Here is a 23,308-nt window from a genome sequence, read left to right on the forward strand (position 1 = left end):
TATACTAATTGATATTTGGGGGTAGTTTTATGGAGCTTACTATCTGGGATGTATTTCGTTCTGTTTATAAATGGAAGTTATTGGTGGTGATTATTCTTATCATAGGTATTGGCTGTGCTTATTTTTATGTTAATAGAAACCAGACATATACTGCGGAGATACTTATCAAATACAATGATGCCAATGCGGAAAAGGGTTTGAATCCAAAAGGTGACAAATTTGATATTTATGAAATTATCACTCCTTCCATTATAGCCAGTGCCATCAGAGACTTGAATCTTGCTATAAATACAGAGGATGTGAGGCGTTCAGTTGTAATTACACCACTCATACCTGATCAGGTAAATGAAATAAAGAAATCCAAGGTTAAGGCGGGAGAAGAGTATACCTATTATCCTGTTCAGTACTATGTGAGCTACACGGTGGGGAGCGATAAAAGCGGTGTTTATGCCAGAAATATGCTTGATGCCATAATGCAGAGCTATGACAGGTATTATGCTGAAAAATACCTGAATCAATCAAATTTGCCCGATCTTTCCGATAAGGACATTTCCGGACAGTATGACTATTTGGACAGGGCAGAAATCTTTGAGGGAAAAGTAAACGGCATTATTTCATACCTGATTGACAAGCATGCAGAGAGCAAAGAGTTCAGGTCCGCGAAAACAGGCATGAATTTTGTAGACTTGCAGGGAGAATACAATAATCTCAGGAATTTCGAAATCAAGTCTCTTTTCTCACTGGTGTTTTCGGGAAGACTCACTAATGACAGGGAAAAGCTGATTAAGAATTATGAATATAAAATTGAACAATTAAGCTTTAATGGCAGTAAGAAACTCGAAGAATCAAATACTGCCCTTAATATACTAAAGGAATATTCCAAGAATAATACAGTGAGGACCCAGATCAACATGGGGGATTCCAGTCCCAATCTGAAGGATAATGTTATAGATGCCGACAAGTTTAAGACCTCGGAAACCACCTATGACAAAATAATGGATCAGTATATTGATTCAGGTGTTGCAAGATATGATAATCTGATTGATGCCGAGGAATGTAAAAAAATTGTGGAAATTTTTAAAAGTGACGACGTTCCCTTGGCCCAGAAACAGATAATGACCGGAAAGGCGGAAGCACTGATAAAAAGAATAGATATGCAACTGAAGAGGCTGATTTCCATAACAGATTCCACCCTGGCGGATTATCGCAGGTATAAGGGGAGTAAGTATATTACATATTTATCTTCTGTTAATATTATGAGCAATTTATCTCTTAAGTTCTATCTGATGGTTTCAGTGGTTATGGGCTTGGGCTTTGGTATGTTGTTGGCGATTGCTATTGAAATCATCTATAAATCAAGGGCTGCCCACGTCAAGGCCCGGGATGAGGTTGTATAAAATGGTTTTAATAAAAAAAATATTACTTGGATTTTTAGGACTGTGTATCATAATTATAGGCATCCTGGCACTGATTTGGATTGACAACTGCAGTGTGGAGGTTTCCAAAATCAGTGTTTATTCAGAGAAGTTGCCCAAGGCTTTTGATGGGTATAAAATAATGCTGCTCACTGATTTTCATAGTTCTGATAATTACGAGGAAATCACCGAGAAGGTAGTGGAGACAAAGCCGGATATAATGGTTATGGTTGGGGATATGATTAATGCAAAAGATACTTCCTTTGAAAATCTTGAAAAATTGCTGGATAGAAATAAGGACCTGGTACCTATGTATTTTGTAAGCGGCAATAATGAAAAATGGTCAAATAATGAGAAAGGCATAATTGAACTTGTCGGGAGTAAAGGCGTTACTATTCTGAACAATAAGAGCATTAAGCTTGTTTATCAAAACAGTGCCATTGCCCTTACCGGTTTTGAAGATGTCGTCTATTCTGATGATGCAATGCGCCCGCAGGTTGTAGAAGCCTCTTTAAAAGAATTGTCAGGTATAAAAGAAAATGAGGGATACTTCAATATCTTACTTTGCCATCGTGCCAATTTTTTTGATATGGTATCAAAATATAACTTTGACCTTACGCTGTCAGGGCATCTTCATGGCGGACAGGTGAATTTGCCGTATATCTCCGACTATATACTGGCACAAGTGCATATTGACAACAAAAAATATAAAAAGGGCTACTACAGGGCCGGCAATTCACAGTTGGTGGTAAGCGGGGGACTATCCAAGGATTTTAAAAAACCAAGGGTACTGAATACCCCCGAAGTTGTTCTGGTTACTTTAAAAGCAGTAAATTAGGGGGCGTTCCGGTGGCTGAGGTAAAGGTAAGTGTTATTGTTGCAATGTATAAGGCTGAGAAGCACCTGAAACGCTGTATAGAATCCATCATTTCACAAAGTGAATCCCAAATGGAAATCATATTGATAAATGACGGATCTCCCGACCGGTGCGGAGAAATAGCCCGGGAGTATGCAGCACTTGACCATAGAATCAGGGTAATCCATAAGGAAAATGGGGGAGTGGCTTCAGCCAGGAACTGCGGCTTGGAAAAGGCCTGCGGCAGGTACATCGTTTTTGTTGATTCCGATGATTGGATTGACAGGGATTATATAAAAATACTTATGCAGAAGTCTATTGAGCTGGATGCAGATATTGTTCAGTGCAATATCTGCTATGAATGGCCCCACGGGATTTCAAAGGACAGGCCCTCTGATTTTCCGGACAATTTTTTTGTTAAAAAGCCGGGTTTTAAGGAGCATATTTATTATAAAATGCTGGTGGGCATTCAAATGAACAGTGTCTGGAGAACGCTCTACAAAAGGGAGGTATTGCAGGGACTGAGGTTTGATGAGAAGCTGGAAACCTGTGAGGACCTTGTTTTTTCCATTAAAGCCTTTACAAATGCCCGCAGCTTTGCCTTTGTGGATTTACCGCTATATCATTATTTTCAGAATGATGAAGGCTTGACGGGAAGAGGCCTGTCCTTGAAAAAAAGATTCCGGTGCAACTTTTATGTAAGTAAAGTCTTATATGAGCATTTAAAAATATGGAAGATGGATTCGCTGAAAAATAGAAGTCTGGTTCTTATGAGAATTGTAAATATAACATTTTCAAAAGCCTTAAGACTATTTAGAGGCTATCTTAAGCAAACGGTGAAGATGAATATACTGCAAATAGCCGATTACCCGGCACCCTATGGGGGCAATTTCATAGCGTCCCTGGAGGCATTGGATAAAAAGGTGCGGCAAAATAACGGAAATGTATTTTACCTGTTCCCTCAAAAAGTAAAAGAATATGGATGGATTAAGGAACTCCGTCAAAAGGGCTTCCACATTTATTATTACTCGGACAGTATTATTAAAAACCATATTTTACTTAGAAAGATTGCTAAAAAGCATGATATAAATATCTTTCATGTGCATTTCACAAATATGAAAATAAGTCTTCCGGCAACATTGGCGTGCCTTGCCTCACTGGGCAGGAAGAAGCAAATCACACATATGCACGTTGAATATGTAAAGAAGTCCTTTATAAAGGAGCTTTTGAGAAGAGTATCAAAATGGGGTACTTTTTATATGGGCTGCAGTGAATTTGTTTCAGGCCAGCTCATGAAAAGCGGCTTCAGCGGCAAAAGGGTTTTTTGTGCCGAAAATGCAATTGACTTTTCCCGTCTGGATAAATATGAGCTTTTAGCAAATGCTCAATACGGAATTGAGGGTACTGCAAAAAAAGTTTTGATATTCGGGTACAACTGGTATGTAAAAGGTGTGGATCTGGCACTGGAAGCAGTAGCGGAGCTGATCCGGGAACAGAGGAGCATTGTTCTTTTAATTCCGGTTGCTGCAAATAAGGAAAATTTGGAGCAGTACATCCTGCAAAGATTTGGCAGTATTCCCCCGTGGGTAAAAATATTAGAGCCCAGAAACGATATTGCTTCGTATTACCGCTTTGCGGACCTGTTCATTTCCCCCAGCAGGCAGGAGGGTTTTTGCTATGCACTGGTGGAGGCGGCATATTGCAAGGTGCCGGTGGTTGCAAGCGACATACCTGCGCAAAAGAACCTGAGGCTCACAAGGGATGTATGGGTGAAGGCAGGAGACACAGGCGCTCTGAAGGCCGGAATAGAAAAGGCGCTGTACAGCAGTAGGCAGGAACTTCTGGACGCTCAGAAAGCCATAGTGGAAGAGCACTATGAACTGGACAGGTGGGCTCGGCGGGTGTCGGACGTATATAACGAGGTAATAAAATAGGCCCCCGCCCCACCTCTGCAAAGTGGCGGGTATCGCTTCGGAACCTCGTTGAAAGCCGCTGAAGTAAGAAAATTATCCTACAACCGGAAAATTTTCTTTGAATTGAGGCTCTATAAGAGGATTTTATGAAAGAGCTATATGAAAGACCTACATGAGAGAATTATATGAAAGAATTACGGAAGCCGGGGCATGCCGTTAATTATAGACAAGGAGTCTGGCCTGATGCAAAAGAAAATTATATTTGTAATAAGGAACCTGGAGGTGGGCGGAATAGAAACCTCCTTTATAAAGCTGGTAAACCTGCTGCCTCTGTATGATATAACTCTGCTCATCACCCACAAGGATACGAGCTTATTAAATCAGATTAAAAGAAAAATAAATGTAATTTATTCTCCTGTTGAAGACTACGGCCTCTTTTCAAAAGCACTCAAATCCCTTGTGCGGTTCAAGGATGTAAAAAATTCTATCTGTTACATAATTCTGCGCCTGCTTCAAGGCATAATGAACAAACCCTTCATGGCAAGGGAATTTGTTTTGAGGAATGCTGTTGATTTAGAAGAAGTATATGATACTGCCATTGTTTATGACGGCGGTATGCGCAATACTACCTTGCTGACGGTAAACCATATAAAGGCCCGCAAGAAAATCATGTGGGTCCATGAAGAATATAAAATAAAAGACAGGAAAAAATTGCGTGTTTATTTAAAATATTTTTTAAAATTTGATAAGATTTTTTGTGTGTCAAGGTTCGCCAAGGACAGCTTCATAGGGGTGTTTCCAGAGCTATATCCAAGGACTGATATTCTGTATAATTTAATAAGCAAGGAAGTTATCCGGAGCTGTTATGTGCCGCAGGAAAATATTTTTAACTATAATGGCATCAAGCTTCTTTCGGTTGGACGGCTGCATCTGTTAAAAGGTCAGATGTTACTGCCATATGTTATCGATAAATTAAAGAAAGACGGATATGTATTCAAATGGTATTTAGTGGGGGACGGACCTTTAAGACCGGAGCTTGAGAAGCTGATAAAAAAATATGGAATTGAAGAAGAACTGATTTTGCTGGGCAATAAAATTAATCCGTATCCATATTTTCACGACTGTGATTTTTATGTGCAGCCTTCTTTTACAGAGGGCTTTTGTATTACACTTTTAGAGGCCATGTGTTTCAACAAGCCCATTGTAACTGCTGATTTCCTGACGGCCAGAGAGTTTGTGGTGAATAATGAAACGGGAATAATTGTGGACTGTGACAGCGAGAGTATATACAGAGGGATAAAAGGGCTTATGGACTCCAGAGAAACAACTGCAAGGCTTATTGAAAATTTAAAGCAAATGGAGATTAACACCTATTCGGAAATTGATAAATTGGTAAATGTCATTGAAGGCCTGGAGGAACATGGAGGGTAAAATGAAGATCTTATTTTATGCAAATGGGAACTCTGAAAATCATGGCTGTGAGGCGATTACGCGTTCAAGCCTTCAGATGCTTTGCAAAAAAAACGACCATATTGTCATCACCACCCAGAAAATGGAGGCGGAATATAAATATGGTACTTCAAAGCTGGGGAGCTATATGGCATATCCCTATATGAGACAGGTAAGCATTCCGGGTAAAGTGGTTAATAAACTGACAGGGATATTGCTGAAAAAAAGCTTTTTTTCAGGTAAGTACCGTTATGACCGGCTGATAAAGCAATTAGACAATATAGATGTTGGAATCTCCATAGGCGGAGATAATTACTGCTATTCGGACCAGGATTGGTTAATAAGGCATAACCGCATCATCAGGGCCAGAGGGATAAAAACGGTACTCTGGGGCTGTTCCCTAAGTGAAGAAGTACTTGAAGCCAAGGCTATACAGGATGATATGAGAGGCTTTTCCTTGATTATGGCCAGGGAGTCCATTACATATGCTGCACTTATGAAGCACGGAATCACCCGAAATACAAAGTTGTATCCCGACCCGGCTTTCACGTTGAGGAGCATTCAACTGGAGTTGTCCGAAGGTTTTATTGAGAACGAAACCATAGGTATTAATATGAGTCCTCTTGTCCAGATGCTGGAACATGGCCGGGGTGTGATATACAATAACTATCATAAGCTTGTGCAGTATATCCTTGAACATACCGCGTACCAGGTGGCTCTGATTCCCCATGTGGTATGGAAGAGCAGCAATGACCTGGAACCTTTGAAGCGGCTTTACCGTGAATTTAGTGCCACCGGGAGGGTTGTGCTGGTCGGGGACCATAACTGTATGGAGTTAAAAGGCTATATCTCACGCTGCCGCATGTTTATCGGCGCCCGGACACATGCAACCATTGCGGCCTACTCCACTTGTGTTCCCACACTTGTACTGGGATATTCGGTGAAATCCAGGGGAATAGCAAAGGATATTTTCGGCACATATGAAAACTATGTATTGCCTGTACAGGCTTTACGCCGTGAGGACGACCTGATAAAGGCTTTTATATGGCTCAGTGAGCATGAGGACGAAATAAGAAAGCATTTGGAACAATGCATGCCTGCTTATATCTCTCAAGCATGGGGTGCCGTTGATGAAATAAGGGAACTGGTGGGAGAATGATATGTCGAGACTGGAAAATACCGCTAAAAACTTTATATGGTCTACCATAAGTACATTACTGGGTGCGTTGATAGGCTTTGTTTCACGGACTGTATTCATCCATGTGTTAGGTACTGATTATCTCGGGGTCAACGGATTATTTACCAATCTTCTCACAATGCTTTCGTTTACGGAATTGGGAATAGGTGCGGCCATTAATTTCAGCCTGTACAAGCCTCTGGCATTAAATGACATTGAACAAATCAAGTCATTAATGAATTTTTATAAGAAGGCATACGGCATAATTGCAGGTATCATTACTGTTCTGGGGCTGATTTTGCTGCCGTTTATAAAGTTATTCATAACCGGCGGAGAGGGAATTCAAAATATCTATCTTATATATTTAATATTTCTATTTAATACATCCTACTCCTATTTGTTTACATATAAACGCACATTGCTTTTTGCAGATCAGAAATCGTATCTGATTACCAATATTCAGATGGTTATCAACATACTTACTTTGCTTATCCAATTGGCCATACTGCTTGTTTTTAAAAATTACATTGCTTACCTGGCAAGTATGGTGGTCATCGGTGTATTGCAAAACTTTTATGTAAATGGATATATAAATAAGAGGTATCCATATCTTCTGGAAAAGAAAGTACAAAACCTGTCAAAGGAAAACAGAGCGTCAATTCTGAAGAATGTTAAAGCCCTCCTGCTCCATAAGATGGGGGATTTATGCATCAATCAGACAGACAACATCATTATATCTTCATTTATTAATATCACAGTTGTAGGACTGGTATCAAATTATTACCTGATAATCAATACCGTAAACTCCTTCCTGGTGAATTTATTCAATGCGGCCAATGCAAGTTGGGGACATTTGATTGCTACAGAAACAGAGGAAAAAAGACTGGACATTTTTAATGGTTATAATTTCCTGGCGTTTTGCTTTTTCGGATGGGCAAGTATATGTTTTTATAACTTATTGAATCCTTTTATCACCTTGTGGATTGGAGAAGACAAATTAATCGGCCAGGGAATAGTCAATCTGGTAATTATCAATTTTTATGTGACCGGTATGCGTATACCCCTGGCGAATATTAAAGCCGCGGCAGGTGTATATTTCCAGGACAGGTTTGTATCGCTGATACAGGCGGCAATAAACCTTGTCATTTCAATCGTCAGTGTCAGGTATTTAGGTTTGGCAGGGGTATTTATGGGGAGTGTTGTCAGCAGCCTGCTTGTTCCCTGCTGGTATAGGCCTATTGTAGTGTATAGATACGTACTTGCGGCTTCCCCTAAAACCTATTTTACAAAATATGTTTGTTATGCACTGATTACAGGGGTTAATACAGGTATTACTTCAGCCCTGTCCACCTGGTTGTTCAAAAACGGTATTACCTGGGTTTCGGTTTCCGGTACGGGAATAATTTGTACTGTCATCCCATTCATAGTGATATGTTTGTGTTTCAGGCATACAAAAGAATACCGGTATGTTAAAGGACTTGTAAAGACGCTGGCTTATGATCGCGTGCTGAAAAGATTTATTTAAAGGAGGCAAGGTTCCGGGCATGGATATGAATAAATATAACTTATCAGTGATAGTTCCTGTATATAACACAGGCAGGTATTTGGAAAGATGCCTGAGTTCTTTAACAAGCCAGACCCTTGAAAATATAGAAATAGTCGTGGTCAATGACGGGTCCACAGATAATAGTCCCGGTATAATCAAAAGTTTCAGCAGGAATTATGAAAATATAAAGGTAATTACAACGCAAAATTCAGGGATTAGTACTGCCCGCAGGATTGGTATTGAAAATGCAGCGTCGGAATATATTTGCTTTGTTGACAGCGATGATTTTGTTGCCGAAGATTTCTGTATGCAGTTGTACAACGCTGTTTCAATAAATGCTGCAGACTGCGGTGAGTGCGGTTATTACAGCTTTTCAGATTTACGGATGAAAACAAATTATTTGTTCCAGGACAATTTAACTTTAGGCAGAGAAGAGTTCAGGGATTTAATCATAAAAGGTAATATAATTGCCGGAAGACAGCCCTCCTTTATGTGGAATAAAATCTATAAGAAAGAAATTATTGTTTCTTATGTCCTGGATTATGGTGAATGTGCCTTGGAGGACTATTTATTCAATATGCAGTATTACGCAGGTGTCACCAAATATGTATACATTAACAAGCCTCTCTATTATTACAGGGGGACATTGAACAGCATCACAAAAACATTTAATCCCCGGCTGTTTGATATCCTGCTGAAGGTCCAGGAATATAAAGAGGGGTATATGCAAGCCCTGGGATTAAATGACGAGGAATGCAGACAAGCAAGTTATAGCTGGTTTATGGGCTATATCGGAAGGATTGTTTACCGTGTGTATGTATACAAAAATGCATTCAGCAGGAAACAAAAAAAAGAATTGGTTGTGAGAATGCTGACAAACCCCAAGGTGCTTATGGTTGCCGGAAACATAAAATTAGTGCCCGGATGTGAGGAAGAAGGTTTTATACTGCAAGTAAAAAATAAACTATTCGATAAGATTATTTTTAAACAGATTATTTATAAAAATAAGGCTCAAATAATAAAAGTTATCAGAAAGTTATTGCCGAAAAAGTACAAAAGTCTGTATACCAACAGTTCGGGCAGTTTATAGGTTATTTTTGGATAAAGAAAAAACTGTACTTTGGCGGATTAATGTCCGTCAGGTACAGCTTTTAGTTAAATTAACCTTTAGTGCTAGTTAAAAATGTGGTAACAGTCCGAAAATGTTACTCACTCCCGGACGAGCTTCAAATAAATGCTTGTATATAACGCTTTTGGCGAAATTGTATACCTTACAGCACGCTTTTTAGCCGTCGCAGCAACTCGACCATCCAGGTCTCGAGTGCTGCTTAAATTGACATCCTGTCAATTTAACTGCCAAATCAGCATGCTGTAAGCCTACAATTTCAGCAAAAAGCTTTTAATCATACTGCGCATTTCTTTAAAGTCGTCCTCGCGTGAGCGAACTTGTCTCTTAAAGACTTTATTAACTAGCACTACAGGTTAAATTAATATAAAAATCTCATATATAAAAATCTATATATTGAATAAAATATCCGCGTAGGTGGGGAACGGCCACAGCTTTGCATCAACTATGCATTCAAGTTTATCTGCCGCTGCCCTTAACCTGCCCATCTGTACAAACACTTCAGTCCTGTAGTACATAGCCTGGGAGAAGGTATCCTGGTCGGGCTCCTGGGCCTTGGCAACCTTTTCGTCCAGAAGGGTGATTTCTTTTTTCAGCTGGGCGGTAAGAGCGGCCACCTCTTGTAAAAGCTCTGCATTGGCACTGATATCTGCATCAATACCACAGCTCTTGATCTGGTTTATGGAGTTTGCAACCTGGGCGCCGAAGCTGATTGCCGCAGGAAGAATCTGCCTCCTTGACATCTCCAGCATGGTCAGGGCTTCAATATTAATGGTCTTTATATATTTTTCAAGGGATATTTCATATCTTGAATGCATTTCCACCCTGCTGAAAACCTTGTGCTTTTCCATTACAGAGAGATTTTTCTCGTCCATCAGGCATTTGATGGCTTCAACATAGCTTTTGATATTGGGAAGTCCTCTTTTTTCGGCTTCAGCTACCCAATCCTCCGAATAACCGTTGCCGTTGAATATAATACGTCCGTTTTTCTTAACAACTTCTTTAATAATATTGTTGACTTCAGTATCCAGATCCCCGGACTTTTCAATTCTGTCTGCAAACTGTTCCAGCACCTCTGCAACAATGGTGTTCAGGAAGAAGTTCGAGGAGGCGATGGAGGCTGAGGAGCCTACCATTCGGAATTCGAATTTGTTGCCTGTAAAAGCAAAGGGGGAGGTTCTGTTTCTGTCTGTAGTATCCTTTGGAAGAGCAGGAAGTGTCGACACGCCTACAGTCAGCTTTCCGGCCTTATTGGCGCTGATATCTTCACCGGCAGCTATCTGGTCAAGTATTTTTGTAAGTTCATCCCCCAGGAAAATTGAGATTATTGCCGGAGGTGCTTCGTTCGCTCCAAGCCTGTGGTCATTGCCCGGATTGCCGGCTGCCAGCCTTAAAAGATCCGCGTATTCGTCAACGGCTTTTATTACCGCACACAGGAATATGAGGAACTGTGCGTTTTCGTGAGGAGTCTTGCCGGGATCAAGCAGATTCTGACCGTCATTTGTAGACAAGGACCAGTTGTTATGTTTTCCGGAGCCATTAACTCCCGCAAATGGTTTTTCGTGAAGCAGGCAGACAAGTCCGTGTCTTAAAGCTACCGATTTCAGCAGCTCCATGGTGAGCTGGTTGTGGTCTGTAGCTATATTGGCGGTGGTGAATATGGGAGCAAGCTCATGCTGGGCAGGAGCGACCTCATTGTGTTCTGTCTTTGCTGAAATGCCCAGCTTCCACAATTCATCATCCAGATCCTTCATAAAGGCGGAAACACGTTCCTTGATGCTGCCATAGTAGTGATCTTCCATCTCCTGGCCTTTGGGCGCCTTTGCGCCAAAAAGGGTACGGCCTGTGAAAATCAAGTCCTTTCGCTTATCATAAAGCTTCTTATCAATAAGGAAATATTCCTGTTCAGGTCCCACAGTGGAGGTAACCTTGGAAACCTTCTCGTTGCCAAATAGGCGAAGTACTCTTACCGCATTCTTGGAAAGGCATTCCATAGATCTTAGCAAGGGGGTTTTCTTGTCAAGGGTTTCACCGGTGTAGGAACAGAAGGCAGTAGGAATATAGAGGGTGTTATTTTTTATGAAGGCCGGAGAGGTACAGTCCCAGGCGGTATAACCTCTCGCCTCGAAGGTGACTCTGAGTCCGCCTGAGGGGAAGGAGGAACCGTCGGCTTCACCCTTTATAAGTTCCTTGCCTGAGAATTCCAGAATAACCTTACCATCCTCGGTGGGATTGATAAAGGCATCGTGCTTTTCAGCCGTAATGCCTGTCATGGGCTGAAACCAATGAGTATAGTGGGTAGCCCCTTTTTCAATGGCCCAATCCTTCATACAGCTTGAAACTACCTCTGCAATCTCCAGAGTAAGGGGAAGCCCTTCGTCAATGGTTTTTCTGATAGACTTGTAGGTAGCCTTTGGAAGTCGTTCTCTCATTATCGAATCGTTAAATACATTGGAACCAAAAATTTCACTTAAATGACTCATAAATCACCTCATAAATAAATTTAGAAGTAACTCCTCCGGAAACATTTATTGCCGAAGACTGCCTGCAGGGTAGTCTCACTGAAAGAAGCCACTTGAATTAACATTAACCTTACCGCCGGCTTGACATTGGTTATGGGCAAAAATACAAGCCCTGTCTCATAAGCCGGCACTTATTACACTAAATATATACTATTACAAGATACAATTTTTTATTAATAATTGCAAGAGAAAAATACGTGTGCGTCTTTTTAAACAAGCATATTTAAATGTAATGAAAGTTAATAGCCTGATATAAGCGGATTGTATAAAAACAATATGCATGATGGCATTAGTATTTATTCTATAAAATGCAATAAGCCTGAAAATTTGATTCAAAAAAATCATTAAGCATATTCCCTGTGTCAGGGAAATTAAAAATACGGGTATTTGTGTGCTATAATACATATAACGTGTAGCATGGAATTGCAGATAACACAGGATTCCTGCTAGTGTTTGTAACATCTGAAACGTATATTGACCAATAGAGACATTTATTTGATCAAGGTGGTAGATTTTTTGAATAATATTGATTTCAATCCGGTCAGCTTAATATTGATAATACCTGTAATATTTATACTTGCAGCGTCGTTTTTCACTCCTTTTAGCCGTGACCGGATTATTAACGGATTTTATTCCATTGTTAATAATATGGAGTTTATAGCAGCCCTGCTGATAGCACTTTTTATGACAAAGGGCATACTGTTCGACAGGAGCAACCTTGTTTTCAAAACCATATACGATTGGCTTCCCGCTGCCGTCAAAGCCAGTCTGGACGCGAACAATATCTATACTTATCTGTGTGCCGCATTTATAATACTCATTGTTGTCGTACTGATATTACGACTGGCTACATACCCTTTATACAATTATGTATTCGAAGGAGCTGCAAATCGCATATACAAGGCCATGAGCTCTTTGAGCACCTTTTCCAAAAGGCTGGTTTCCTTTTTTTGCAGCATACCGAAGGCTTTGGTTACTCTCATCTGTCTCAGCTTTATATTTTATTTTTTCTCATATTATTTTACCGTACCGGGACTGTCAAAATATATAGATGAATCAAAAGTGCTGAATACAGTGTATGATACCGCCTTAAAACCTGTGGTGGATTCCGATATCGCCAAGAAAATACCCGTTATCATTAATGACCAGTTTAACAAGCAGGAGGAATTAAGCACACAGAGGGCAAAGATAGCAGAAAATATCAAGGATGCCCTGGGAAATTACAATATAAAGGTGATTCAGTATTTCAACGGAGTCACTCTGGATGATGCTGTCAAGTCAACTCCTGAAATAGATAAGCTGGCTCTCGAACTCACAAAAAATACAGAGGGCGACTATGATAAAAGTAAAAAACTGTACAGGTGGATTACCGGCAACATAAAATACGATTACGAAAAGGCCAGAAAGATAGCAAAGGAAACCAGGGATACCCAATCAGGGACCATTATATGCTTTGAAACCAGGCAAGGTATCTGTTTCGATTATTCAAGCCTGTTTATTTCAATGTGCAGAGCTAACGGCATAAAGGTCAGGCTGGTGACGGGGCTTGGATACAGCGGGCTTGCGTGGGGTGATCATGCCTGGAATCAATTCTACGATTCTCAGGCAAAAAGCTGGGTTAATGTTGATTGTACCTTTGGAGTCAGCGGAAATTACTTTGATATCTCCAAATTTTATCTGGACCATAAAAATGAAGAAATTCAGGGAGAGTGGTGATACATATATCCTAAATTTTTTTGGGAAAGTCCTAAAATATTTAGAATATATAGAAATTAATGTAAATAAGTAGTAAAATTAATCCTGAATATAAAGTGATGCTTTTTATGATAGGGGATTAAAAAAATGAAAATCAAATCGAGGCGCATTCCCGGAATTGAATTCTTTTCTATCATTTTTCTGCTGATTTTACTTATATTCGGGGTGTTGGGAATCATATCCTATCAGAACGCCTCCAAAGTGCTTAAAAAAAGTATAATAGACTCTGCAGTAAGCCGTACCGAGGACAATGCAAATCTGCTGAACCAGCATCTCAATGAATTTAAAACCATTATTGAAGGAATAAGCTTCAGAGGAGATATCCAATCCATGGAATGGGAGGTACAAAAGCCCGTCCTGATTGAGGAAGCTAAAAGATTAGGTGTCTTGCGGTTTCAGGTGACGGATTTATCCGCAAACGGGCATTGCACCACAGGCGTGATACTTGACTTATCAGACCGGGATTGGATTCAGAGGGCTCTTAAGGGTGAAACCGTTATTTCGGAGCCTTTCGATGGCGTTATAGAAAATAGGAAAATACTTGTCTGTACAGCTCCAATAAAAAATCATGCAGGAGAAATTGTTGGAACCCTTTCAGCTTCCATCGACCCACTTTATATACATAATATGATAAGCAAGCTGACCATGGGTGAGACGGGATTCAGCTTTGTCGTCAGCAGAAAGGGAAGGATAATCGCCCATCCTGATATACTGCTCATGCAATCAGAACAGTCCAACGAAGGAAAGTATCCGGAATTTAAGAACCTGTACAATGATATAAACATTAAAAACATCGGCTATACCTTTTACAAAAATTCAGGCGTCAGCTATTTTGTATCCTTCTCCAAAATCACGCCGTCAGGATGGTTTTTGGCATTAACGGCTCCTGAAAAGGAGGTTTTCAAGGATTTGGAAACCTTGAAAAAGAACTTTTTTATTTTGACCGCAATAACTATAGCATTTGGCATACTTTGCTGCCTGCTGCTGGTATCCTACTTCCTGAAGACGAAAATCATCGAAAAACTTAAAATGCTGGTTGAAGAAGATGAGCGTCTATTAAAGGAATCCGCTGAGCTTGAGAGGCTTAGGACTCAGTTTTTCGCCAATATTACCCATGATTTCAGGACTCCTTTAAATGTAATACTTGCCTCCATTCAACTGTGCAAGTTTTATTTCGACAGGGAGAAACTTCCTAACACCATAAACTTGAGCAAACATCTTAAAACCATGAAGCAGAATTGCTACAGGCTTATGAGGCTGGTAAACAATTTAATAGACACCACAAAAATAGATGTGGGCTTTCTCAAAAAAAATTCCAGTAATCATAACATTGTTAAAATAATTGAAGATATTACACTTTCAATAAAGGAGTTTACGGAGAATAAAGGGATAAACCTTTATTTTGAAAAAAGTACCCAGGAGATAATACTGGCCTGCGATGTTGACAAAATCGAAAGAATCATGCTGAATCTTATTTCAAATGCGATAAAATTCACAGACCAGGGCGGAAGCATATTTATTATGGTTCAGGACAGGGGCGAAAGGGTTTTAATATCTGTGAGGGATACGGGGATTGGTATTCCAAAGGAAAAGCAGCAATCAATTTTTGAACGTTTTGTCCAGGTTGAGCAGACACTGGTTAAAAATACAGATGGAAGCGGTATCGGGCTGTCCATGGTCAAATCTTTTGTTGAAATGCATGGCGGGAGCATCCGGGCGGTAAGCGAATTCGGGAAGGGCAGTGAATTTTTGGTGGAGCTTCCGGTTACTACTGTTGAAAAAAGAGAGGAACAATTCTCCATTGAAGAAGTGGAAAGCCAAAGGCGAATTGAACGAATCAATATAGAGTTTTCAGATATTTATTACTCCTGATGCTTTAGCAATTCAGCCGGTTAAAATTGTTTTTGCCTGTATCTGCTATTTTGTGATAATATTATGGTATATTAAGGGAAGCCGGCCTGTTAGCCGGCTGTTCGCTGCTGCCGGGGCTTGGTATGAAACTCACCCTTTTGCTGCCAAAACCGGGATATGCATATGAAGATTGAATAAATTAAAGCTGCGGGGAGATTTGTTAATAATATGCAAATAGAAGTTACAGAGCTGGAATTGTTGGAAAGAATAAATAAACTTTGCAGGTCAATAACTGAAAAGCACCCTGATTGGGATACTGCAATTATTTTGAGCCGTGTCAGCCAGTTTTACTTCACCGGTACCATGCAGGACGGACTTCTTCTTGTAAAAAGAAACGGTTCAGCCTTTTATTTTGCCAGAAGAAGTTTTGAAAGGGCGGTTGAGGAATCCCCTCTTTCCTGTATATATCCAATGGAAAGCTATAAGGATGCGGCTGCGGTTGCAGGCAGTGAGCTGGGGAAGGTGCTTGTGGAAACGGAAATGCTGACAGTGGGTACTCTTGAAAGGCTTAAGAAGTACTTTGCCTTTAAGGAAATGCTGAGTCTGGATAATATTATATTCGAAGTAAGAGCTGTCAAAAGCCCCTTTGAGCTCCACTGGATGAAGGAGTCGGGAAAACAGCACAAGAAGCTGTTGGAGGAGATTGCTCCCTCCATTTTAAGAGAGGGCATGAGTGAATTGGACTTCACAGCAGAGCTCTATGAGCAAATGCTTAAAAACGGGTTTCATGGGGTCTCACGCTTTTACCGGCATCAAACAGAGATGATAGCGGGCCAGATAGGGTTTGGAGAAAATTCCCTGTACCCCACAAACTTTGACGGGCCCGGAGGTATGAGGGGAATGAGTGCGGCTGTTCCCATACTGGGCAGCAGGGAAAGTTGTCTGAAAAAGGGTGACCTGGTTTTTGTGGATATAGGCTTCGGTATGAATGGCTATCACAGTGACAGGACACAGGTGTACATGTTTGGAGGTACACCCTCTGCCGGGGTTGTGAAGGCTCACCGGAAGTGCATTGAGGTGCAGAGGCATACAGCCGGCTTGCTGAAGCCGGGAAACAAGCCCTCACAGATATATGAAACCGTAATGTCCAGTCTGGATTCAGATTTTCTTCACAACTTCATGGGTTTTGGAAACAGGAAGGTTAAATTTCTCGGACACGGCATCGGCCTGCATATTGACGAGCTTCCTGCCATTGCAAATGGTTTTGACAGTCCGCTTGAGGAAAATATGGTAATTGCCCTGGAGCCCAAAAAGGGCATTGCAGGTATTGGAATGGTAGGTGTGGAGGATACATATATAGTGACACCTGAAGGAGGACAGCTTATTACAGGCGGAGAAAAGGATATTATTGTAGTATGAAAATAGATAGGTTGCTGGGTATAATAACTGTCCTGCAGCAGAGGGAGAAGGTAACCGCTCCTGAACTGGCAGAAAGATTCGAGGTATCCAGAAGAACCATCCAGAGGGATGTTGAGGCTATCTGCAAGGCAGGAATACCGGTTATAACATATCAGGGCGGTGATGGGGGCATAGCTTTGGCCGAGGGCTACAAGCTGGACAAAAGGGTTATGTCGGTCAGTGAGCTGCAGAATATAATTTCCGGACTGAAAAGCATCGGAAGTGTTTCGGACTCAAAGGATATCGCAAGACTTATTGACAAGCTGTCTCCCGCAGAGAAGGGCACCACCGGGGAAAAGGTGGCCATAGACCTGGCATCCCATTATAGGAGCAGCCTTTCCGAGAAAATAACCCTTTTTAAAACAGCCATAGCTGAACACAAGCTGGTGAAGTTTGATTACTATTCAAAAAAAGGCGTAAAAAGCCGTATTATCGAACCTTACCTGGTTACGTACAAATGGGCTTCCTGGTATGTATACGGGTATTGCACCGAGAAGCAGGCTTACAGACTTTTCAAGCTTAACAGGCTCTGGGAGCCTGTAATTACTGGCACACCTTATGAGCCCAGGGGAGTCAGGCTTGAAGAAATAGAGCTGGACAGTTATTTTCAGGATAATACCGTATTAATTGCCATATTTGAAAAGGATGTTAAATTTTTGCTGGTGGAGGAATACGGGCCCGCTTGTTTTGCGGAAGACCCTCAGGGAAAGCTGAAACTCACCATTGGATTTACCGACAGGGAATATATGTTGAGGTGGCTGCTTTCCTTCGGAGACAAGGTGGAGGTTATGGCACCTCTGGAAATCAGAGAAAAGATAATTGAAACTGCAAAGAATACTCTATCGATTTACGAACATGACATATAGTTGTCCGGTTCACTGTGATATTATTTCAGTGGAAGAGGCAGCAGACAGCAGGCATAAGTCAGCAGACGGCATATAATAGGCTGTCCCAAAGCTGCTCCTTACTTTTATTTTGCCGTTTGGCATAAATCAGGAGGCTGAAATGATAGAATCAAGATGCGGAATTATTTGCAGTGAATGTACTTTCAGAGAGCAGTTCAACTGCACCGGCTGCAGTAATATTACACAACCCGCCTGGGGGCAGTGTGAGGTGAAGAGCTGCTGTGAGAGCAAGGGAAAGGCCCATTGCGGGCAGTGCCAGAGCTTTCCCTGCCAGGTGCTGGACAAATTCTCCTATGATCCGGTTCACGGAGATAACGGATTGAGAATCCGGCAATGCAAAAAGTGGACCAGTAATTGAGCAGTAGGAGTTTTGACGCCAAATAACAGTAAAACGAGGTAATATTATTATGGAAAAGCTACTGAATTATGAGCAGTTTGTAAATAGAGTGGACCAGCTAGGGTTCATGGCTTTGTCGAATATCCTTCAGGACTTTCCTTCTGTGGTGGGTGAAACGCCCAAAGAAGCCTGGCATACAGGCGATCCTGACACTGACCCCTGGTGCTGGAAGGACAGGGCCGCTGAAGAAAAAAAGCTGGCCTTCGGGTGTATATTGGGAGGACATAAGGGCTTTATTTCAGCAAGGCTGTACCCCTATTTTTACGCTGCCTGTCACCACACAGAATCAATGGAATACAGATGGCAGCAAGGCTTGATAAGTTTTGAGGAAAAAAAGCTCTGGGAATTGTTTGAGACCAGGACAATGCTGAACACAAGTGATATCAGACATGAACTGGGTACTGGTAAAAAGGGGAGCAGCAAAGCGGATAATGCTGTTGTGGAGCTGCAAAAACACTTTTATATAACTGTGGCAGGCAACAGGAGAAAGCTTAATAAGGCGGGTGAGCCGTACGGTTGGCCTGCAAACGTGTATGACAGGGTTGAAAACTGGGCGCCTGCCGCCTGGCTCCAAGAGGCAGCAGAGTTGGAGCGCAGAGAGGCAGCAGGATTTATTATTCAAGCAGGCTTAAAAAACAGCAGCCAGGTGACGGAGCAGCAGCTTGTAAAAGCTTTGAGAATAAATTCCTTATAAGATTTAGCTGCCAATATGGTTGCAGATATGGTTGCAATACGGTCGATAATATGGTTGCCAATACGGTTGATAATATATGAAAGCCGGTGATTTATGAAACTCAGATTAAAAATTATCAGTATAGCTGCAGTTTTAATTTTAATTGTCTCTGCCTGGGTGGTCAATATCCGGGCATTTTTGAGCTACTCAATTGACGACCCTGTTTTTCTGAAAGCCTACCTTGCATATCATACAGATGAGAATACCGAAGCTGAATTTTATTATATAACAAATTCCTACGATAAAAATAATTGGTATGAGGCCAGTTTTCCCGAAATAGATTCGGATAAATTCTATACCAATACTTTTGAAATGCAAGCAATAAGAAACAGCAGCTATAAAATCAACAAATTGGTTATCAGGCTTAATAGCGTATTTCTTAAAAACGGTGCAGAGAGGCTGGTTGACAAAGCTGCTGAAAAACCGGTTTACATATCAAAGCTAATGCTGACAGACAAGGACAACATATCCCGTGAATATGATTTTGGCCGGCTGTGTATGTACAGGGAAGAGCAAATAAGCAACAATGCACTGCAATTTGAAAATGGAATGAGCTCCAGCGACAGCAGGGGGCACAGTACTGCCAGGGCTCTTGACAATATCAGGCTGACTGCCGTGGAAAGCCCGTTTATGGATATAGTACAGGAAATGTTTGATGTAAGAATAAACGGAACGTCTATAAGTGATTTTACCTTTCCCATAGATATGGCAACAGATGACAGCATAGAAGTGGAATATGCCCTTAAGGATGTTTCAAAGGTGCCCGGATACCAATTTTCAAGAGTATTTATTCCTATCAGGTTAAGCGGTGTGGACAGCGCCGGGGGCAGATGTGAAATGAGCAATATGGTTCATTGTGATCAATACTATAAACTGACTGCAGGGGATGTAAGAAATTTTATCAGAGAAGGCAGGTGACAGCTTGAGAAAACATTATTCGCAAGTCATATGGGGGTTTGTACTTGTTTTCATAAATATTAATATCGGCTTTTTTGACATCCTGCCCGATTTTATAGGCTATGCACTTGTGGCGGCCGGTTTGGACGGATTGGGGAAGGAATGTCCCCCATTCAGGAAGGGGGCGGCTCCGGCGGTAATCATGTTTTTTGTTTCACTGATTACGATTTTCTATCCCTCCAATGTTTTTAACAGTGAATTTTCTCCCTCAAATATATGGCTGCTGGGGTTTCCGGCATTTTGTTCAATTGTGCAACTGATTATTTTTTATTCCGTATGCAGGGGAATACATAGCAAGTCTTTCGGACTATATCAGGAGTCTGCTGCCGGCATGGACATTCCGCCGGAGACGCTCACTCTGCAGGAGCAGCTGGAGGAAGAATATAACGGTGACAAAGCGGCGGGCCGGAGATTTATGAAAGCTTCAAAAAACAGATGGTACTGGATTGCCGGCTGTACCTTTGCTGAACTGCTTGTGCTGCCGTTTATGCTTAATGTGCAGCAGTGGGCGAAGCCGTCTTTTATGGGAATTATAGTGGTTAAGCTTCTGGCGGTGATTTCATTGCTGGTGCTGCTGAAGGATGTAAGGAATCACCTGCAAGTGGAATAGTATTTTCTGACTGTCACCACATTTTTTAATTAGCACTACAGGTTAACCCGGTTTAAACATAATAAGCCAGGAATACTGCTTGGGAGCTTAAATAAAAAATTAATATTGCAGATATATCAATATACTCCCATAACCTGTTTTAATTTTGTACAGACAGGACCTATTGCTGCCGATAAATTGCCATCATCACGTCTTTTATAAGTTGCGGCAGTTATTCCGGCTAAATCGGTGGGAAGATTAATCCGTTCATCTTTACAGTACACCATGAATGTTCTGTCTCGACCAAGAGCCCCCATAAAGAGACCAAGTTCAAAAAGAACATTATCTCTTGGTACTTTTTCCATGCTCCCTCTTTTATAAGACAAATCATCTGGAGTTAACACAAGTATTGCATATTCAAATTTTTTTACGGCATTGGCCAGATTTTCCAAGTTACCTTTTGAAAGTGCGAAAATGTCTTGAGACCATATGGTTGTGTCCACCGTATCTTCAAGCCCGATTTGTATGTACTCTGCGATTTTCAGCCCCTCGGAAGAAGAGCCGACAAAAGCATTGTGTCTTTTGACTCTATGGATATTGTGGTTATTAACCCTATCATTTAAATGGTGAATAAGTTTTAAAATTGAATTATATGTATGTCCATCAATCCACTTTTCTAAAGCACTTTTACAACTGTCACAGATTCTGCCGGACTTGATTGAAAGTTTTATATCGGGCTTATGGATTTTTTTATCAAAAAAACAGTTTCGAGTATCCACATGATTTTTTATTTCCGGGCAAATAAAGGAAATAGTGTATCTGATAAAATAATACATAAGATAAACTTCCAACGAAGGAGGTGCATAAAGCTCTTCCCAACCATCGGTAGTAACAACAGCAAAAGACTCTTCTTCAGATCTTGAAGCAAACAAATTGGATAGATTCTCTGAAGATAGCTTTCCATGTACAATTGCCAAAATATATGGGTGAAAACCCTTGCTGCTCATTTTGTATTCTCTCAACTTCTCCCAGACATATTGTGTCGTATAATTTTCCCTTTCAAAAGGTACTCCCCAATGTTTCAGATGTTCAGGCGGATTAGAAAAAACTATATCCTGTTGAAGTGCATTTAATTCATTAATAATATTATCTGTTATAATCTTTTCAGGTCTTCCGAGGTTTACAACTTCAATTGGATAAGCTGGCATTTATTTAATCTCCTTTAGCTGTTGTTAAGTAAAACAGATATTCTAAAAAAGCATATGGTTTCTCATTATTTCCATATTATAACACCAATTTTTAAAATTACAAAATTAATATAACAGTATATGATACTGAAAATTGAATACGCTGCTGCAACAGGTGCTGATGCGGCCCGAGGCATTTCTGTTTCGCTCAACAGCTTATCTTCTGACCGGTGGTGTATAGAATAAGCAATAAGTTTCAAGCCGGCAATAAGTGTACCATAGTGAAAATCCGCAAGCCCCGGCCTGCGCAATTTAAACTGGGATAAATGCAAATAACATAACTGTATTAAATATTAAATATTAATAGTATATAAATCAATATTTAAGGGGTTATGCAATGAAGGTATTTATTATAAACCGGAAAAGGTTTGCAAGGTATTTTGGTGTTTCCATCGTGGGTATAGGCCTGTGTGCGCTGCTGTATTTTGCCGGATTCACTGAAATGCTGAAGTCAGTCAGCGTGTTCGGCAATAATAGGGTGCTGCCCATATACAGTGTTGAAACTGATAAAAATCTGGTATCCATAACTTTTGATTGTGCATGGGGGGCAGGAGATATTCCCGCCATTCTGGAGATACTGAAAAAAGAAAATGTGAGAGCCAGCTTTTTTATGGTTGGACAATGGGGAGAAAAATTTCCCGACGCAGTCAGACTTATAGCCCAGGATGGCCATGATGTGGCCAACCACGGATATTCCCACTTAAGGATGAGTACCATAGGAAAAGAAAAGTGCAGGAGTGAAATCGAGCTCTGCAATCAGAAGCTGGGAGAAATATCAGGTACAAAAGTTACATTATTCAGGCCCCCCTATGGTGACTACAACAACACCGTAATAGAAACCTGCAATGAATTGGGGTGCTATCCCATACAATGGAATGTTGACAGCCTTGACTGGAAGAAAGAGATGAGCAGGCAGGCCATTCTGGACAGAATCCTAAAAAGAACAAAGCCGGGTGCGATTATTCTCTTTCACAACGATACTCAATATACGGTAGAACTCCTGCCCAGGATAATTTCTGAGCTGAAGGCCAAAGGCCTGAATTTCGCCCCGGTTTCAGAATTGATTATGAAGGAGAATTATTATATTGATGATCAGGGGAGACAGCAGAAAAGGTAAATCTTGAAATGACGCTCCTGAACAATATAATCTCAAAAAGCAGGTTCAGCACTTTCCAGGCAGGTATATGGTGGAATAGTGTGCATTTTGACTTAATGGTAAAGTAAGATTGAAGTTCAACAATTACTTGATGTATCATAATGAACAAGAAAAGTATAGCCTTAAAGGAGAAACGGAATGGAAATGCTATGCTTATTTACTTTATACAATGATATCTAAAATATACCTTTAAAATTTAAAATAAAACATAATATATTTGAATTTTATTATATATATGGTAAGATTTAGTAATCGA

The 23,308-nt window shown here is 40.8% G+C and carries 18 protein-coding genes; 16 read left to right on the forward strand and 2 right to left on the reverse strand.

Annotation, left to right across the window (positions count from 1 at the left end; all coding sequences use genetic code 11):
• Nucleotides 1-29: 29 nt before the first annotated feature.
• From CLHUN_RS09865 to CLHUN_RS09895, 7 genes are all read left to right on the forward strand, one after another.
• Nucleotides 30-1,397, forward strand: a complete 1,368-nt coding sequence (locus tag CLHUN_RS09865; RefSeq protein ID WP_080064419.1) for a hypothetical protein — start codon at nt 30-32, stop codon at nt 1,395-1,397.
• A 1-nt stretch (nt 1,398) separates the two neighbouring features.
• Nucleotides 1,399-2,253 carry a metallophosphoesterase gene (locus tag CLHUN_RS09870; protein WP_165755720.1) on the forward strand — a complete coding sequence of 285 codons (855 nt, stop codon included), beginning with the start codon at nt 1,399-1,401 and terminating at the stop codon, nt 2,251-2,253.
• Nucleotides 2,254-2,264: 11 nt separating this feature from the next.
• Nucleotides 2,265-4,205 (forward strand): glycosyltransferase, encoded by a 1,941-nt coding sequence (locus tag CLHUN_RS09875; protein ID WP_080064421.1) that lies wholly within the window; start codon nt 2,265-2,267, stop codon nt 4,203-4,205.
• A 222-nt stretch (nt 4,206-4,427) separates the two neighbouring features.
• Nucleotides 4,428-5,615, forward strand: coding sequence for a glycosyltransferase (locus CLHUN_RS09880; protein WP_165755721.1), 1,188 nt, complete (start codon nt 4,428-4,430; stop codon nt 5,613-5,615).
• A gap of 1 nt (nt 5,616) precedes the next feature.
• A complete protein-coding gene (locus tag CLHUN_RS09885; RefSeq protein ID WP_117387036.1) occupies nt 5,617-6,792 on the forward strand; it encodes a polysaccharide pyruvyl transferase family protein in 1,176 nt (391 codons plus the stop codon).
• Between the two features lies 1 nt (nt 6,793).
• On the forward strand, nt 6,794-8,335 hold the full coding sequence (locus CLHUN_RS09890) for a lipopolysaccharide biosynthesis protein (protein WP_080064424.1): 1,542 nt from the start codon (nt 6,794-6,796) through the stop codon (nt 8,333-8,335).
• Nucleotides 8,336-8,354: 19 nt separating this feature from the next.
• On the forward strand, nt 8,355-9,446 hold the full coding sequence (locus tag CLHUN_RS09895) for a glycosyltransferase family 2 protein (RefSeq protein WP_080064425.1): 1,092 nt from the start codon (nt 8,355-8,357) through the stop codon (nt 9,444-9,446).
• A 425-nt stretch (nt 9,447-9,871) separates the two neighbouring features.
• On the opposite strand, the gene CLHUN_RS09900 is transcribed toward CLHUN_RS09895, so the two are convergent.
• Nucleotides 9,872-11,965, reverse strand: a complete 2,094-nt coding sequence (locus CLHUN_RS09900) for a glutamine synthetase III family protein (RefSeq protein WP_080064426.1) — start codon at nt 11,963-11,965, stop codon at nt 9,872-9,874.
• A 555-nt stretch (nt 11,966-12,520) separates the two neighbouring features.
• Here CLHUN_RS09900 and CLHUN_RS09905 point away from each other — a divergent pair.
• The 8 genes from CLHUN_RS09905 (at nt 12,521) to CLHUN_RS09940 (ending at nt 20,670) form a co-directional block, all read left to right on the forward strand.
• Nucleotides 12,521-13,720 (forward strand): transglutaminase-like domain-containing protein, encoded by a 1,200-nt coding sequence (locus CLHUN_RS09905; RefSeq protein ID WP_117387038.1) that lies wholly within the window; start codon nt 12,521-12,523, stop codon nt 13,718-13,720.
• Nucleotides 13,721-13,846: 126 nt separating this feature from the next.
• Nucleotides 13,847-15,631, forward strand: a complete 1,785-nt coding sequence (locus CLHUN_RS09910) for a sensor histidine kinase (protein ID WP_080064428.1) — start codon at nt 13,847-13,849, stop codon at nt 15,629-15,631.
• A 207-nt stretch (nt 15,632-15,838) separates the two neighbouring features.
• The gene (locus CLHUN_RS09915; protein WP_080064429.1) at nt 15,839-17,029 is read left to right on the forward strand and encodes a M24 family metallopeptidase; all 1,191 of its coding nucleotides are present in this window, start codon (nt 15,839-15,841) and stop codon (nt 17,027-17,029) included.
• A complete protein-coding gene (locus tag CLHUN_RS09920) occupies nt 17,026-17,934 on the forward strand; it encodes a helix-turn-helix transcriptional regulator (protein ID WP_080064430.1) in 909 nt (302 codons plus the stop codon). The genes CLHUN_RS09915 and CLHUN_RS09920 overlap by 4 nt, the downstream gene beginning before the upstream one ends.
• A 139-nt stretch (nt 17,935-18,073) precedes the next feature.
• The gene (locus CLHUN_RS09925; RefSeq protein ID WP_080064431.1) at nt 18,074-18,331 is read left to right on the forward strand and encodes a DUF3795 domain-containing protein; all 258 of its coding nucleotides are present in this window, start codon (nt 18,074-18,076) and stop codon (nt 18,329-18,331) included.
• Between the two features lie 49 nt (nt 18,332-18,380).
• Nucleotides 18,381-19,064 carry an AlkZ-related protein gene (locus CLHUN_RS09930; protein WP_080064432.1) on the forward strand — a complete coding sequence of 228 codons (684 nt, stop codon included), beginning with the start codon at nt 18,381-18,383 and terminating at the stop codon, nt 19,062-19,064.
• Nucleotides 19,065-19,157: 93 nt separating this feature from the next.
• A complete protein-coding gene (locus tag CLHUN_RS09935; RefSeq protein ID WP_080064433.1) occupies nt 19,158-20,021 on the forward strand; it encodes a hypothetical protein in 864 nt (287 codons plus the stop codon).
• Nucleotides 20,022-20,025: 4 nt separating this feature from the next.
• Nucleotides 20,026-20,670: a hypothetical protein gene (locus CLHUN_RS09940; protein ID WP_080064434.1), complete on the forward strand. Its 645-nt coding sequence runs from the start codon at nt 20,026-20,028 to the stop codon at nt 20,668-20,670.
• A 116-nt stretch (nt 20,671-20,786) separates the two neighbouring features.
• Here the strand turns inward: CLHUN_RS09940 and CLHUN_RS09945 are convergent, their stop codons facing one another.
• Nucleotides 20,787-21,857: a TIR domain-containing protein gene (locus tag CLHUN_RS09945; protein WP_080064435.1), complete on the reverse strand. Its 1,071-nt coding sequence runs from the start codon at nt 21,855-21,857 to the stop codon at nt 20,787-20,789.
• A gap of 376 nt (nt 21,858-22,233) precedes the next feature.
• Between CLHUN_RS09945 and CLHUN_RS09955 the strand changes: the two genes are divergently transcribed.
• Nucleotides 22,234-23,013, forward strand: coding sequence for a polysaccharide deacetylase family protein (locus tag CLHUN_RS09955; protein ID WP_080064437.1), 780 nt, complete (start codon nt 22,234-22,236; stop codon nt 23,011-23,013).
• Nucleotides 23,014-23,308: the final 295 nt, after the last annotated feature.

The organism is Ruminiclostridium hungatei, from assembly GCF_002051585.1.
Lineage (GTDB): Bacteria > Bacillota > Clostridia > Acetivibrionales > DSM-1351 > Ruminiclostridium > Ruminiclostridium hungatei.